The 15091-nt window shown below is 55.7% G+C and carries 13 protein-coding genes; 4 read left to right on the plus strand and 9 right to left on the minus strand.

The features are described 5' to 3' along the window. Nucleotide 1: 1 nt before the first annotated feature. On the minus strand, nucleotides 2-2749 hold the full coding sequence (locus tag J2Z49_RS04455; protein WP_307400202.1) for a calcium-transporting P-type ATPase, PMR1-type: 2748 nt from the start codon (nucleotides 2747-2749) through the stop codon (nucleotides 2-4). A 287-nt stretch (nucleotides 2750-3036) separates the two neighbouring features. On the opposite strand from J2Z49_RS04455, the gene J2Z49_RS04460 reads away from it, so the two are divergent. Beyond that, nucleotides 3037-4815 (plus strand): Rqc2 family fibronectin-binding protein, encoded by a 1779-nt coding sequence (locus J2Z49_RS04460; protein WP_307400203.1) that lies wholly within the window; start codon nucleotides 3037-3039, stop codon nucleotides 4813-4815. A gap of 26 nt (nucleotides 4816-4841) precedes the next feature. Here J2Z49_RS04460 and bioB read toward each other — a convergent pair whose 3' ends face one another. The 7 genes from bioB to J2Z49_RS04495 form a co-directional block, all read right to left on the minus strand. Beyond that, nucleotides 4842-5816 (minus strand): biotin synthase BioB, encoded by a 975-nt coding sequence (gene bioB / locus J2Z49_RS04465; RefSeq protein ID WP_307400204.1) that lies wholly within the window; start codon nucleotides 5814-5816, stop codon nucleotides 4842-4844. 156 nt (nucleotides 5817-5972) lie between these two features. Next, the gene (gene bioA, locus J2Z49_RS04470; RefSeq protein ID WP_407650043.1) at nucleotides 5973-7340 is read right to left on the minus strand and encodes an adenosylmethionine--8-amino-7-oxononanoate transaminase; all 1368 of its coding nucleotides are present in this window, start codon (nucleotides 7338-7340) and stop codon (nucleotides 5973-5975) included. A gap of 207 nt (nucleotides 7341-7547) precedes the next feature. Continuing rightward, nucleotides 7548-8291, minus strand: coding sequence for a dethiobiotin synthase (gene bioD, locus J2Z49_RS04475; protein WP_307400208.1), 744 nt, complete (start codon nucleotides 8289-8291; stop codon nucleotides 7548-7550). Further along, complete coding sequence (locus tag J2Z49_RS04480) at nucleotides 8291-8860, minus strand: biotin transporter BioY (RefSeq protein ID WP_307400210.1); 570 nt, start codon at nucleotides 8858-8860, stop codon at nucleotides 8291-8293. The genes bioD and J2Z49_RS04480 overlap by 1 nt, the downstream gene beginning before the upstream one ends. 199 nt (nucleotides 8861-9059) lie before the next feature. Beyond that, nucleotides 9060-10199, minus strand: coding sequence for an alanine racemase (gene alr / locus J2Z49_RS04485; RefSeq protein ID WP_307400212.1), 1140 nt, complete (start codon nucleotides 10197-10199; stop codon nucleotides 9060-9062). Nucleotides 10200-10390: 191 nt separating this feature from the next. Continuing rightward, nucleotides 10391-11536: an alanine dehydrogenase gene (gene ald / locus J2Z49_RS04490; RefSeq protein ID WP_307400214.1), complete on the minus strand. Its 1146-nt coding sequence runs from the start codon at nucleotides 11534-11536 to the stop codon at nucleotides 10391-10393. 127 nt (nucleotides 11537-11663) lie between these two features. Beyond that, on the minus strand, nucleotides 11664-13088 hold the full coding sequence (locus tag J2Z49_RS04495) for an amino acid permease (RefSeq protein ID WP_307400215.1): 1425 nt from the start codon (nucleotides 13086-13088) through the stop codon (nucleotides 11664-11666). Between the two features lie 308 nt (nucleotides 13089-13396). Here J2Z49_RS04495 and J2Z49_RS04500 point away from each other — a divergent pair, with 308 nt between their 5' ends. The 3 genes from J2Z49_RS04500 (at nucleotide 13397) to J2Z49_RS04510 (ending at nucleotide 14571) form a co-directional block, all read left to right on the plus strand. Next, nucleotides 13397-13744 (plus strand): sensor histidine kinase, encoded by a 348-nt coding sequence (locus J2Z49_RS04500; protein WP_307400217.1) that lies wholly within the window; start codon nucleotides 13397-13399, stop codon nucleotides 13742-13744. Nucleotides 13745-13840: 96 nt separating this feature from the next. After that, nucleotides 13841-14164, plus strand: coding sequence for a response regulator (locus tag J2Z49_RS04505; protein WP_307400220.1), 324 nt, complete (start codon nucleotides 13841-13843; stop codon nucleotides 14162-14164). A gap of 173 nt (nucleotides 14165-14337) precedes the next feature. Further along, the gene (locus J2Z49_RS04510) at nucleotides 14338-14571 is read left to right on the plus strand and encodes a helix-turn-helix domain-containing protein (RefSeq protein ID WP_307400222.1); all 234 of its coding nucleotides are present in this window, start codon (nucleotides 14338-14340) and stop codon (nucleotides 14569-14571) included. On the opposite strand, the gene pyrE is transcribed toward J2Z49_RS04510, so the two are convergent. Continuing rightward, nucleotides 14519-15082 carry an orotate phosphoribosyltransferase gene (gene pyrE, locus J2Z49_RS04515; RefSeq protein WP_307400342.1) on the minus strand — a complete coding sequence of 188 codons (564 nt, stop codon included), beginning with the start codon at nucleotides 15080-15082 and terminating at the stop codon, nucleotides 14519-14521. The genes J2Z49_RS04510 and pyrE overlap by 53 nt on opposite strands. Nucleotides 15083-15091: the final 9 nt, after the last annotated feature.

Here is a 15091-nt window from a genome sequence, read left to right on the forward strand (position 1 = left end):
CTCAGACTTTAATATACATTATTTTTTCCCTGGCCCGCAACTGCAGGTGCCTGAAGGCAGTATTAAACAGGGGCGGGGTCAGGGAGACCAGAATAACAACCAGCCAGTGCGGGGCATCCAGGGGTACGGTATGAAATGCCGGCTGCAAACAGGGTACATAAGTAACCGCCAGTTGCAAAAGTATGGAACAGAGTACTGCCGCCAGCAGGTGGGGATTGGAGAACAACCCCACTTCCCAGATGGTGTGATGTTCCGAACGACAGGTAAAGACAAAAAACAGCTGGGAAAAAACCAGGGTATTAAAGGCCATGGTCCGGGCTAGATCCAGGTGGCCGTGACCCAGGGAATAAACGCCGGCAAAAACGATCAATGTACCCAGGCCGATGGCCAGGCCGCTGCCCAGGATACGCCAGGCCAAGCCGTGGGCAAAAATACTCTCCCGGGGGTGCCGGGGCGGCCTGTACATGATGTCGGGATCAGGCGGATCTACCCCCAGGGCCATGGCCGGCAACCCGTCGGTAACCAGGTTCATCCATAATATCTGAATGGGTAAAAGGGGTAAAGGCAGTCCGGCCAGCACAGCAAAAAACATGACCAGTACTTCCCCCACATTGCAGGAAAGCAGGTAACGGATAAATTTGCGGATATTATCATAGATACCCCGCCCCTCCTCCACGGCGGCCACAATGGTGGTAAAATTATCGTCGGCCAAAACCATGGAGGAAGCCTCTTTGGTTACGTCCGTCCCGGTTATACCCATGGCAATACCGATATCCGCTTCCTTAATTGCCGGGGCATCATTGATCCCGTCTCCGGTCATGGCCACCACATGGCCGGCCTGCTTCAGTGCCCGGACAATGCGCAATTTGTGACGCGGTGACACCCGGGCGTATACCGCCACTTCCCCCACCATCCGCCCCAATTGCTCATCGTCCAACTGGTCCAGTTCGCTTCCGGTTAAAATACGCCCCTGGCTTCCCATAAGACCCAGCTCTCTGGCTACGGCCGCGGCAGTCAGGCGGTGATCGCCGGTAATCATCGCCACCTTGATTCCTGCCCGGCAGCAGCGTTGCACGGCCATCACTGCCGCCGGCCGGGGCGGGTCGATCATCCCCGCCAGGCCCACAAAAACGAGATTTTGTTCTACCTCCGCTTCCGTCAACTCCCCTGCGGGTGCTGGCCCCAGCCTGCGCCAGGCCAGGGCCAGGACCCGCAGGGCGTCGGATGCCATGGCGGCATTTTGCCGTAAAATTTCTTCCCGCTGGCGGAGTGTTAAAGGAACTATGCGACCATGGCGGTATTGGTGGGTACAGAGCTCCAGTACCACATCGGGCGCCCCCTTGACGTAGGCAACCAGGGTGCCGTCAGCTTGCTTGTACACCACTGACATGCGCTTGCGCTCGGAATCAAAGGGAAACTCCATAACCCTCTGTTCGTGGCGTTCCAGTTCTTCGCGCCAGAAGCCCCCCTTGGCCGCCATGACCAGCAGCGCCCCTTCGGTGGGATCGCCGCTGATGGACCAGGCGGGGGATTCCCGGCGGGCCAAACTGCGAAACAATCCGCCTATGGAAATCCCGCTGCGGGTAAGCACCGCATTATTGCACAGGGCGGCAATCTTGAAAAATAATTGGAGCTCCTCAGCACGGGGGGACAGCGAGGTGATGACTTGCCCCTTGGGATCATATCCTTCACCAGTAAACTCAAGGGGAACCTGGCCCACCAGGGCCCGGCGCACCATCATTTCATTCTGAGTCAGGGTGCCGGTTTTGTCAGAACAGATCACCGTAGCACAGCCCAGGGTCTCTACCGCCGGCAATTTGCGAATGATGGCCCGGCGCCGGATCATGCGCTGCACCCCAATGGCCAGGGCGACGGTAACAATAGCGGGGAGCCCCTCGGGAATGGCCGCTACGGCCAAACTCACTCCGGCCAGGAACATCTGGTAGGCCGGCTCACCGCGGTAAATACCCACCGCCACCACCAGGGCACAAATTAGCAGGCAAAAAGCCACCAGTCCCCGTCCCAATTGGGCCAGGCGGCGCTGCAGGGGGGTCTCTTCACTCCCCGCCTCTTGAATTAATCCGGCAATGCGACCCATCTCGGTGGCCATTCCCGTAGCCACCACTATCCCCTTACCCCGGCCGCGGGTTACCACTGTCCCCAGGTAGGCAATGTTACGGGCATCTCCAGGGGTGACCCTGCCCGGAATGGGTTCTACCTTCTTTTTAACGGGGGCGGACTCACCGGTAAGGGCAGACTCCTCTATCTCCAGGTTTACCGCCTCCAATAGCCGCAGGTCTGCCGGCACCCGATCTCCCGCCTCCAGTAAAACCACATCCCCGGGCACCAGTCCTGCGGCAGGGATCTTTTGTTCCATCCCCCCCCGGATTACCCGGGCCTCGGGAGCGGTGAGCTCTTTTAAAGCCTCCATGGAGCGCTCGGCCCGGTATTCCTGGATACAGCCCAGGATAGCATTGATGCTCACAATGACCATGATGGTAGCGGCGTCCACAAACTCTCCCAGAAAGCCGGAAATCACGGTAGCCGCCAGCAAAATTAAAACCATGAAATCTCTAAACTGTTCCACGAGCATCCGCCATAAGGGCACCCGCGTTGCCCTGGCCAGTTCATTGGGACCAAAGCGGGCAGCCCTCTCCCTGACCTCCCGCTCATCCAGGCCCCGGTGCGGATCGGACTGGAACACCGCTACCACTTCTTCACCAGTTAAGGAATACCATTGTTCCGGCATTGGCCCTCACCCCTACCATTGCGGTTTGTCCCACTTAAACATATGCGCATTACCTGGCAAAAATAACCTCCGGGGGGCATGGTCCAAACTATCCCTTTGCTAAAGTTGGCAAAGGGAGCGGGGCAGCAAAAAACCGTTTACGAAACGTAGCGTGGGGGGGTAAAACAAACCGCGTGCCTTGCGTAATCCCGTCGATATTGGTGCGGTAAGGGAAAACGGTAGCGGGATTCCTGCCCGTACCTTGCAGGCCGCCGGCCGGAAGTGATAAACTGTTTGGTAACATGTCAGTGGAGGAAAGGAAGTCTTCTATGCCCTTTGATGGACTGGTAATGGCAGCGGTACGCAAAGAGTTGGAAAGCAAACTGCTCGATGGACGCATTGACAGAATCTACCAACCTTCTCCCCTGGAGATACATTTGCTCATCCACCGCCCGGGCACCCGGGCCCGCCTGTTGCTTTCCGCTCATCCGGAAAACGCCCGGGTACACTTAACCGGGCGGGTAAGGGAAAACCCCCCATCCCCACCGGTATTTTGCATGGTCCTGCGCAAGCACCTGGAGGGAGGCCGCATCCGGGGAATCCACCAGCGGGGGCTGGACCGGGTACTGGTTCTCCAGGTTCAGAGCTACAACGACCTGGGAGAACCCTGCTTGAAGGAACTGGTATGTGAAATCATGGGGCGGCACAGCAACATTATTCTGGTTAACCCCGGTACAAAGCAAATTATTGACGCCATAAAGCGCTATACCTACGCCGTCAGCCGCCACCGGGAGGTTTTGCCCGGACGGGAATATATACCCCCGCCGGAACAGCATAAACTAAATCCCCTTGAACTGAAAGAAGAGGAATTCCGCCAGGCGTTGCTCGAAGCTCCCCTGGAAACCCCCGTAGCCGCTGTCTTGCAGCGTAACCTGGATGGAATCAGCCAGGTGATGGCCCGGGAGATCCTTTACCGGGCCGGACTGGCGCAAGACCTTATTCTGGATCATTGCGGGGAACATGAACTAGTGGTTTTGTGGCAGGCAATTCAACAAATGGCCGGCGCCATTGCCCGGGGAGAATTCCAACCTTCCCTGGTGCTGGACGAACAGGGCAGGCCCAGGGAATTTGCCGCCTTTGATCTAACCCATTTTCACGCTTTCACCCGCCGGCAGGGCAACATGAATGCTTTAGTCGATCTCTTTTATACGGCCAGGGAAGAAGATCAGGATTATCAAAGTAAAAAACAATCCCTGCTTACCGTTGTGCGGCGGGAGATGGGTCGCCTATCCCAAAAGCTTTCCCTGCAGGAGGAAAGCCTGGCCAAAGCCGAACGGGCGGAAGAATATAGAATCTTTGGGGAACTGCTCATGGCCAACCTGTACCGCCTGGAAAAAGGTCTTAGCGAGGTTACCCTGGAAAATTTCTACGATCCGGAAAAAAAGACGGTAATCATCTCTCTCGATCCCCGCCTGAACCCGGTGCAAAATGCCCAGGCCTACTTTAAAAAATATACCAAAGCCAAACAAACCAGGGAGGAAACCGGGAACCGGATCGAGCAAACCCAAAGGGAGCTGGAATATTTAAAAGGCGTAGAAACGGCCATTATCCAGGCCACAACCGTACCGGAACTGGTGGAAATCAGGGAAGAACTGGAGGAGCAGGGCTACTTGAAGCCGGCAAGCAGGGAAAAGAAAAGGGAACCGGAAAAACCCCGGCCCCTTGTTTTTACTTCCAGCGATGGTTTTACCATTTTAGTGGGACGGAACAACAAGCAAAACGACTACCTCACCCTGCGCCTGGCCAAAGGTGAAGACGTCTGGCTGCACACCAAGGACATCCCCGGTTCCCACGTGCTCATTCGTACCGGCGGACGGACAGTACCGGAAACCACCCTGGCCGAAGCTGCCTCCCTGGCCGCTTACTTCAGCCGGGCCAGGGAATCGCAAAACGTGCCGGTGGATTATACCCTGTGCAAAAACGTACACAAACCCCGGGGAGCCCGTCCCGGCTACGTTATATATACCGGACAGCGCACCCTCACCGTTAATCCCGATCAGGAACTGGTAGAAAGGCTCAAGGCGTAACCGCCGGAATCGCACCTTTTTTAGGATCAGCCCCCGGCAGCCAGCCTTAACCCCGCGGCGGCTATCATGTCCAGGTCCTCCTGTACTTCATTGCCCCGGGTGGTGAGATAGTTGCCGATCATTAGCCCGTTAACGGCCACCTCCAGGGCTTTTTGCTGCTTTTCCCCTAAACCGGGCTCCCTCCCCCCGCACAGGCGTAAAACGGCCTGGGGCATGATCAGGCGGAAAAGGGCCAGGGTTTTGAAGATCTCCTCTACCGGCAGGGACTTTTGTCCGGCCAGGGGCGTGCCGGGAATGGGATTTAAAATGTTTACCGGAACTGATGTTACCCCCAGTTCCCGCAGCTCCAGGACCATTTCCAGCCGGTCGGCCATGGCTTCCCCCATGCCGATGATCCCGCCGGAACAAATCTTTAATCCGGCCGCCTGGGCGGCCCGGATGGTGGTCACCCTCTCCTCAAAGGTATGGGTGGTGCAGATATGAGGGAAATAACTCCGGCTGGTTTCCAGATTGTGATGATAGGTGGTTACCCCGGCTTCCCTTAAACGCCGGGCCTTATCTCCATCAATGATACCCAGGGAAGCACAGAGTTCCAGGCGGGTTTCGACCCGCAGCACCCGGTAAATGTGCAGCACCCGCCCAAAATCCTGCTCTCCAATGCCCCGGCCGCTGGTCACCAGGGCAAAACGCCGCGCCCCGGCGGCTTCCATGCGCCGGGCCTTTTCCAGGGCCTCTTCCGGCCCAATCAAAGGATAGGTTTTCGCCCCGGTCCGGTAGCGGGAGGACTGGGCGCAAAAACGGCAGTCTTCACTGCAAAGACCAGACCGGGCATTAATGATGGAACAGAGCTCCACTTCCCGGCCCCCGAAGCGCTCGCGTACCTGCCGGGACAAGTCCAGCAGTTCCCCCAGCTTCTCCGGCGGCCAGCCGGCCAGGGCAAAGGCTTCTTCCCGGGTTAAGCCCTCCCCTCTCAGGACCTTATTTTTTATCTCCTGCCACATAAGCTAAAACCCCCCAAAGATTCTCAACTAATTGTCCAGGCATGGGGTACAACCGCTTTTTTAGGGTTGGGAAGAACTTTTCCCTTGTTCATCGAACGGTACCACGTCACCTTCAGCAAGGGGCGGTCTCACTACGAAATGGGATTAGGTGACTTTTTACTTACCCGTGACCACGGCTATGGATTCATAAGTGATCTCCAGGACCTGGTTCAGTTCTTCTTCCGACATGGCCAGTACGGGCATGAGTACGATCACATTACCCAGGGGACGGATAACCAGCCCCCGCCGGCGGGCCTCCAGGATCACCCGGTGGCCCACTTGCTCCTCCATAGGGTAAGGTTGTTTGGTCTTTTTATCCGCTACCAGCTCAATACCCACCATCATGCCCCGCTGGCGGATGTCCCCCACATGGGGCAACTCCCAGAAACCATCCAGCTTGCGGTGCAGCAGTTCTATTTTAGGTTGCAGGGCGGCCAGCAAATTTTCCTTTTCAAATAACTCAATGCTGGCCAGGGCGGCAGCACAGGCCAGGGGATTGCCCGTGTAGGTATGGCCATGATAAAAGGTCTTGCCTTCCTCCGGTTTACCCAGAAAGGCGCTGTAAACCTCATCGGTAGTCAGGGTGGCAGCAAGGGGAAGATAGCCCCCGGTAATACCCTTGGCCAGGCACATTAAATCGGGAGAAACCCCTTCATGTTCACAGGCAAAGAGTCGACCTGTCCGGCCGAAACCCACCGCCACCTCATCGGCAATCAGCAGAACGTTATACCTGGTGCATAGTTCCCGCACCCGGCGAAGGAAACCGTCCGGTGCGGTGATCATCCCGGCGGCCCCCTGAACCAGGGGTTCGATGATCACGGCGGCAACCTCCTGCTGGTGCTCCTTTAACAACTCCTCCAGCCGGTCCGCACAGGCCATCCCGCAGCTTTCCCTTTCTCTTTCCAGCGGGCAGCGGTAGCAATAGGGAGCGGGAGCATGCAGGCATTCAAAAAGCAGAGGCTTAAAGATACCGTGAAAAAGGGGCATGCCGCCCACGCTGACCGAACCAATGGTGTCCCCGTGGTAGGCTTCTACCAGGGAGATGAACTTCGTCTTGCTGCGGAAGCACCCCCCTTCCTTTTGCTGCCAGTATTGAAAGGCCATTTTTAAGGCAATCTCCACGGCGGTGGCCCCGGCGTCGGAGTAAAAAACTTTATTGAGTCCCGGGGGAGTAATCTCCACCAGCTTTTTGGCCAGAAGGATCGAGGGAATGTTGGCCAAACCCAACAGGGTAGAATGAGCTATTTTATCCAGTTGTTCTTTGACGGCCCGGTTTAATGCGGGATGACAGTGGCCGTGTACGGTCACCCAGAGGGACGAAACTCCATCCAGGTAGCGGTTTCCCTCTACATCAATAAGGTAGCTCCCCTCGCCCCGGGCAATGATCAAAGGTTTTTCCCGGGCATACTGCTGCATCTGGGTAAAAGGATGCCAGACATACTGTTTATCCCACTGTTCCAAAAGGACGGGATCGTATTTAATCAAATCGAGCACCTCCGGTAGAAATAGACTGGATATTGCCCAGCAGTCACCAAAGTATGACTATAATCCCGGTGTTCCAGGTTTAAATGGCAAATCGAGTTTCGAAAAGAGCCAGTAATCCTGGTGAGTGCTGGGTCCACTCGCCCATTTTAAGCGGCAACGTTTTCCTCATCTGACTTGAAGTGTCATCCGGGGAGTAAGTAAGTACGTTTATCCTGTACTAGCGCACCCGCAAATCCGGGAAACCAAATCCTCCCAGACCACAGTGTTTTCCACTGTCTCCACCAGCCCGTCAGCACTCCCCTTTTCCACACTGACCCCCGGCAGGTAGGGTACCATCCCCAGCACGGACACGCCGGTCATAGCTGCAATAATCCCCGGGTTATCCTTTTCCGCAGGACCCGCCTCCTCCGCTTTTAGGCCGTTAATAATTATTCCGGCCACGGGAAGACCTCTGTTTTGAGCATAGGCTACGGTCAACACGGTATGGTTAATACTGCCCAGCCCCGGGCGGGCCACCACCAGCAGGGGCAGGGAAAGCTCCCGGGCCAGGTCGGCCACGGTAAAGTCGGGACCGGAAAGGGGCACACACAAGCCCCCGGCCCCCTCTATCAGGACCAGCTCATGGCGTTGAAGCACTTTCCGGCAAAAATCCACCACCCGTGACGGTTCAACTCTTTCCCCCGAAAGCTTTGCGGCCAGGTGAGGGGAAACAGCAGGGGTAAAACGATAAAGGTTCAGCTCATCTATGGACTGGGGCAGGCTGGCCACATGACGGTAAAAAACTACATCCTCGGGGACTAACTGCCCGTTGGCCTCAATTGCCCCGCTCTGTACCGGTTTTATGGCTACGGCATCAATACCACGGCGACGCCAGACCCCCACCAGGGCGGCGGTGATGACTGTCTTGCCCACACCGGTATCAGTACCGGTAACCAGACATCCCCTGCCCATTAAAACACCTCCCGGTGGACCGGATTGACGGATTGGAGTGCCTTATATACCCTGCCGCCAACCAGGGAGGCTACCAGGGATAAAAACAGATCCCCCGGTGCACAGACAATGGCTCCAAACCATACCGCCTGGGCCAGGGTGAAGGGTTTTTGCACCACGTAATTTAAAATTATGTACAGGTGGATTACTCCCAGGACGTAAACCACCACGAGCCCGGCCATACTGGCCAAAAAATAACCGGGTACTCCTTTCTCCCTCACCTTTTCCACAACCGCCCCGATAACGTATGCACCCAGGGCAAATCCAACCAGGTAACCAAAGGTGGGCTGCAGCACGTAGGCCGGGCCGCCACCTTGGGCAAAAATGGGCAGTCCGGCCAATCCCAGGGCAAGATAGATTACCTGGCTCAAAAAAGCCAGCCGCTTGCCCAACAAAAGCCCGGCAAAGAGGACAAAGAGAAACTGCAGGGTAAAGGGCACATAAGGAATGGGAATCTTAATGAAAGCTCCCACTGCCGTCAGGGCGGCAAACATGGACACCAGAACCATTTCTTTTACCGACAGCCGCAAAACTCTATCCCTCCTATCGTTAACCATTGATAAATGGTTAGTTAACAAATAATATACAAAAACCCTTTCCTCAAGTCAACCCAAATTGCCTTATTCCTGGGAGGCAGTTCTCCTGGGGGGCACTGTTTGGCCCAGATAACCGTCGCCTGCAAAACTGCAAATTGGGCCGGGTTTGACCCGGCCCGTTCAGTCATCCTGTTCAATCATTAAGATAAATACGCGGTACCCGCTTACTGATCAAGCAAACCATCTCATAATTAATTGTGCCCATATGGGAGGCCACTTCCTCAACGGGTAAAAACTGCTCCCCCTGCACTCCAAAGAGAACGACCTCGTCCCCCGGCCGCACCCCCGGAATCCGGGTTACGTCCACCATACACTGGTCCATGCACACCCGGCCCACCAGCGGAGCCCGCTGCCCGCGAATTAACACTTCGGCCTTATTGGACAACAGCCGGGACCAGCCGTCGGCATAGCCAAGGGGAAGAGTAGCAATAATCGAGGGGCCGGTGGTGGTAAATTTGCGACCGTAGCTGATGGAAGTACCAGCCGGCACCTGTTTAACATAAGCTACCCGGGTTTTTAACTGCATAGCCGGTTTTAAATCAATCACCCGCCTCACCTCGGGAGAAGGCCACAGGCCGTACAAAATAATACCCGTCCGTACCATATCCAGATGCATTTCCGGTAAATCCAGGGTGGTGGCACTGTTGGCCACATGTTTAAGCGGTATGGCTACGCCCCGGGCTTCAATGCCGGCCAGTGCTTCTTTAAAGAGGTCGAACTGCCAGCGGGTGTAAGTTTTGTCCTGTTCGTCGGCGCAGGCCATGTGGGTATAGACCCCTTCGATAAAGATGCCCGGCAACCGGGATACGGCCTCAGCAAAATCCGGTGCCTCAGAAGGAAACACACCGATACGGCCCATACCCGTGTCCACCTTTATGTGTACCCGGGCGGTTTTCCCCGCGGCTGCGGCAGCAGCAGAAATGGCCTGGACTGCATCCAGGGAAAAAACGGTCTGGGTCAGATCATGCTCCACCAAAAGAGACGCCTGTTCCGGGGGGGTATAACCCAGGATCAGGATGGGGGCGGTTATACCTCCCCGTCGCAGGGCCAGGGCTTCATCCAAAATAGCTACGGCCAGGCACTCGGCGCCATTGGCCAGGGCTACCCGGGCCACGGGCAGCGCCCCGTGACCGTAAGCATCGGCCTTGACCACGGCCATCAGCTTTGTACCCGGTTGAAGCAATTTGCGGATCTCCCGCACGTTACGGGCAACAGCCCCCAGGTTCACCTCTGCCCAAACAGGACGGCCATTACTGCAGCTTCCGGTGATCATAGCAGAACCCCTTTTTTGATGCCATTGCTAAACCTGAAGCGGCAGTCGTCCCTTTCACACCGGTGTCCGGCCAGACGCCCGCCAGGTTCTTTCTTAACTATTAAAGACATCTGCTTTTTAAAAGGGGAAACTGTCACGTGAGAGGCTCCTTTTTATTTTACCTGTCCGTAAACCACCAGGCAAGCACGGCGTTAGGCAATGCGCATTAAATCCACCGGCACATCCATCAGTTCATGCAGCGGGGTGTACTCCAGATTCAGGGCTTCAGCCACAGCTTTGTACGTTACCTTGCCGTCCATTACGTTCACGCCCCGGGCCAGGGCAATGTCGTCCTTGACCGCCTGGGCCAGGCCCTTACTGGCCAGCTCCAGGGCGTAGGGCAGGGTAACGTTGGTCAGGGCATAGGTAGAAGTCCGGGCGACCGCACCGGGCATGTTGGCCACAGCATAGTGAATGACCCCATGCTTGATATAGATTGGATTGGAGTGAGTGGTCACCCGGTCGGCAGTTTCCACACAACCACCCTGGTCAATAGCCACATCCACAATAACGGACCCGGGTTGCATGGCTTTAACCATCTCTTCCGTGACCAGCTTGGGAGCCCTGGCCCCAGGGATGAGTACGGCCCCAATGACCAGATCAGCCTCCTTAACGGCTTCCTTGATGTTATAACTTGTGGAGATGAGGGTTTTTATGCGGGAACCGAAAATATCGTCCAGATAGCGCAAACGTTCGGCATTCTTGTCGATAATGGTTACATCTGCCCCCATGCCCACAGCAATTTTGGCCGCATTGGTACCCACGGTACCCCCGCCAATGATGACCACTTTAGCCGGAGGCACGCCGGGAACCCCGCCCAGGAGCACCCCGCGACCACCGTAGGGTTTTTCCAGAAACTGGGCACCAACCTGGACGGACATCCGACCGGCCACTTCGCTCATGGGCATGAGCAGCGGCAGGGTACCCCGGTTGGTTTGAATGGTTTCGTAGGCAATGCCTGTAACCTTTTTGGCCAGCAGGGCCCTGGTAAGTTCCGGCTCAGGAGCCAGGTGCAGATAGGTAAAGAGTAACTGACCCTCTTTAAATAAATCGTATTCTTCCGGCAGGGGTTCTTTAACCTTCATGATCATGTCGGCCTGCTCGTAAACATCCGCCTTGGTGGGCAACATGCGGGCGCCGGCAGCTACATACTCCTCATCGGTGATGCCGCTGCCCAGACCGGCCCCGGCTTCAATGACCACCTGGTGTCCCGCTTTAACCAGGGTTTCTACACCGGAGGGGGTGATACCAACCCGGTTCTCATTATCCTTTATTTCCCTGGGCACACCAACGATCATTTTCCGTACCTCCTCCCAAAAAATTTCTGAAGTTTGCCCATACCTTCAACGACTTTTGTGCTTATTATTTTTCCAGCCAGCCGTTTCCCCTTGAGGGTTTTTTGTCCAATTATATTGTAAATTTGTCCTAATACTGTTTTCTAGCAATTTTTTTCGCCGGGGTAGGTTGGAACACTCCCCTGCACTCTGGGGTGCGCCGGTGTAGACCAAAGAAATAGTAGGATGCCACCGCCAGGACAAACCAAACGGGACCAACGTATAGGGCCACCCGGGTGCCGGAATCAAAGGCCATGAGCACCAGCACAAAGGCCAGGAAGGCCAGCGCCACCCAGGAAGCATAGGGCCACAGGGGGGTACGGTAAGTTACTTTTGCAAACTCCTCCGGCGACAGCGACTGGCGGAATTTCATCTGTACCACCAGGATTATCCCCCAGATGTAGAGGGCACCGATGGTGGCCACGCTGGTGATGTAAATGAAAACCTTGGCCGGTACCAGGTAATTTAAAACCACACCAACCAGCAGGAAAGCCGAGGAAACTAATATACCCACATAGGGAATGCCGGGGCGGGAAAGCTTCCCAAATACCGCCGGGGCATTTTTCTGCAAAGCCAGGTTATAAAGCATGCGCCCGGTGCTGAACAAACCGCTGTTACATGAGGATAATGCCGCGGTCATGACCACGAAGTTAATAATGCCGGCGGCAGCTGGAATGCCGATCTTGGAGAAGGTTAATACAAAGGGGCTGCCCTTGGTGCCTATTTCATTCCAGGGATAAATGGACATGATCACCAGCAGGGCACCAACGTAGAAAATCAAAATCCGCCAGAGCACCTTGTCAATGGCAGCGGGAATGATTTTTTCCGGGTTCTGGGCTTCACCGGCGGTGACACCAATAAGCTCCACCCCCAGATAGGCAAACATTACCATTACCAGGGCCATAACTACCCCGCTAAAGCCGTGGGGGAAGAAGCCACCATGGGACCACAGGTTGCTTATACCTACGGGCACGCCCTGATTGCCGAAACCGAAGAAAATCATGCCCGCACCCAGGACAATCATGGCAATGATGGTCACCACTTTAATCAGCGCGAACCAGAACTCAAATTCACCATAAGCCTTCACGTTGATCAGGTTGACCAGGGTCATGGCCACCAGGGCAATTAAAGCCGGTATCCACTGGGGCACCTGGGGCAACCAGAACTGCACGTAAATCCCTACGGCGGTTATCTCGGCCATACAGGTGACCACCCACATAAACCAGTAAGTCCACCCGGTCACGTGGCCGGCCAGAGGACCTAAAAAGGCGTTGGCGTAGGCACTGAAGGAACCAGCCACCGGATAGGCTACTGCCAGTTCACCCAAAGCTCGCATGATGATAAAGATCGCCACTCCGCCGATCAAGTAAGAGAGGGCAAGGGCCGGACCTGCCGTTTTAATTGCCGTTGCCGAACCTAAAAACAGTCCCACGCCAATGGCCCCACCAATGGCAATAAGCTGAATGTGCCTTTCCTTCAGGCCGCGGTGCAAACCTTCGGCATTTTTGTCCAGCATAAAACTACCTCCTTGTTGTAAGTAAAAGTAGTTGGCACCAGCCGTTTTAAAATCAATTATTTTTTTTACCATTCACCCCCCACCCAGTAAAAAATGGTTGGAACCTGTTGTTTGGAATTCCCTGACTGGTAAGACTTAAATCAGATTTTCGACAATTTATCCCCCTGCCCTTGACAGTTCTAATACCACTCTTTGCGTATTTTTGACCAGTAAATTTCATGTACCAGGGAAAGCATTAATATTTTGTCCAACAGTGTTGTATTTTTGCCTTACTAATTCAACAAACCCGTTTTGGTAACCGGCTTAATGTGACCATCAATGTGCCAGCGGCCCTGCAGGAATTACCGGTACCCTTTTTAAGCCTGCAGCCCCTGGTAGAAAATGCCTGCATCCACGGGCTGGAACCTAAAGAGGGGCCGGGACACCTGATCATTACCGGGGAAATCGAGGATGGGATCTGCGAAATCAGTGTTACCGATGACGGCGTGGGCATTCCCCGGGAAGTACTGGCTGCTTTCAATGATAGTAATCAAGCCGGAACGGATAAGCCGCGGGGAATTGGTCTTAAGAATGTGGACGAAAGGTTGAAGCTCTATTTCGGTCCTCATACGGCGTTTCCCTGGATAGCCGCCCGGGTTGGACAAGGGTATGTTTGAAATTGCCTCCAGATCACATCTCATAGGACAATCCCGGGCCAGCAAAAGGCGTAACCGGAGCACCTTATTTTTTTCACCGTAGGGGAAGTGATTTATGTGTACAAAATCCTGTTAGCCGAGGACGAAGAACTGGAACGCAGATTTTTACGCCACCTGGTGGAAAATGCCGGCCTCCCCCTGGTCGTGGCCGGTGAGGCCACAAACGGCAGGGAAGCGGTGGAACTGGCTGAACTTCTCCAGCCTGAAATCATCTTCATGGACATCAAAATGCCTGGAACGGATGGCCTCGCGGCCACCAGGACGATCAAAGAGAAAAACCCCGCCTTGGAGGTGATCATTATCACCGCCCACGGGGAGTTTTCCTACTCGCAGCAGGCCATTAAATATAAAGTAGCCGATTACCTTTTAAAACCGGTATAACCGGATGAGCTGGCCGCGTGCCTGGAACAGGTCACGTCCCAGCTGGCCAAAAGAGCATCGGGAATCGAGGGGCTCCTGGATACCGCCCCTCCCCTTTATTCCCAGGTTGCCGACCTGGTAACGCCATCAAATACCTCGATCGGGAAGCTGCCATACGGGCCGGAAATGAACTGGTGGACGCCCGCCTGTTCAAACAGCGCACGGGCCAGAGTTTTATCGATTACCTTACCGAGGTCCGGCTTAACGAAGCCAAGGCCCTCCTGCTGGCCGGGGAAAAAACCATCGACCAGATTGCCAGCGCAGTGGGATTTAACAACAGCTATTTTACTGCCGTATTTAAAAAACGGGAGGGGGTTACCCCCTCGGAGTTCCGCCAGCGCCGGAGAGGTGACGGCTCCCGGGTTTGACCGCGGGGATACCCTGCTGGCACAGGGGGCATTCTTCCGGGGTGTAGCTAACCGCCGGAACGGTTAACAGTGCCCGGAGGGGCACACCCAGATCAACTGCCCCGTTGCTGCGGTCGACCAGTGCGGCGGCTCCCATAACCCGCGCCCCGGCTTCCCGGGCCACGGCAATCACTTCCCGCACCGACCCGCCGGTGGTAATCACATCCTCCACCACCAGCACCCGCTCCCCGGGAGACAGCCCAAAGCCCCGCCGCAGGGTCATTACCCCGTTTTCCCTTTCGGTAAAAAGACTTCTGGCTCCCAGTGCCCGGGCCACTTCATAGGATACAAGGATGCCGCCCAGGGCGGGGCCAATTACAGTATCCACCCCCTCAAGCCCCGCATTCATCCAACCCCGGGCCAGTTCCCGGCACAACAACTCGCAATACCGGGGGTGTTCCAGCACCCGGGCGCACTGGAAATAACGGTCGCTGTGGCGGCCGGAAGTAAGCACAAAGTGACCGGTAAGCATGGCACCGGT

Origin of the sequence: Desulfofundulus luciae (genome assembly GCF_030813795.1) — a bacterium.
GTDB lineage: Bacteria > Bacillota > Desulfotomaculia > Desulfotomaculales > Desulfovirgulaceae > Desulfofundulus > Desulfofundulus luciae.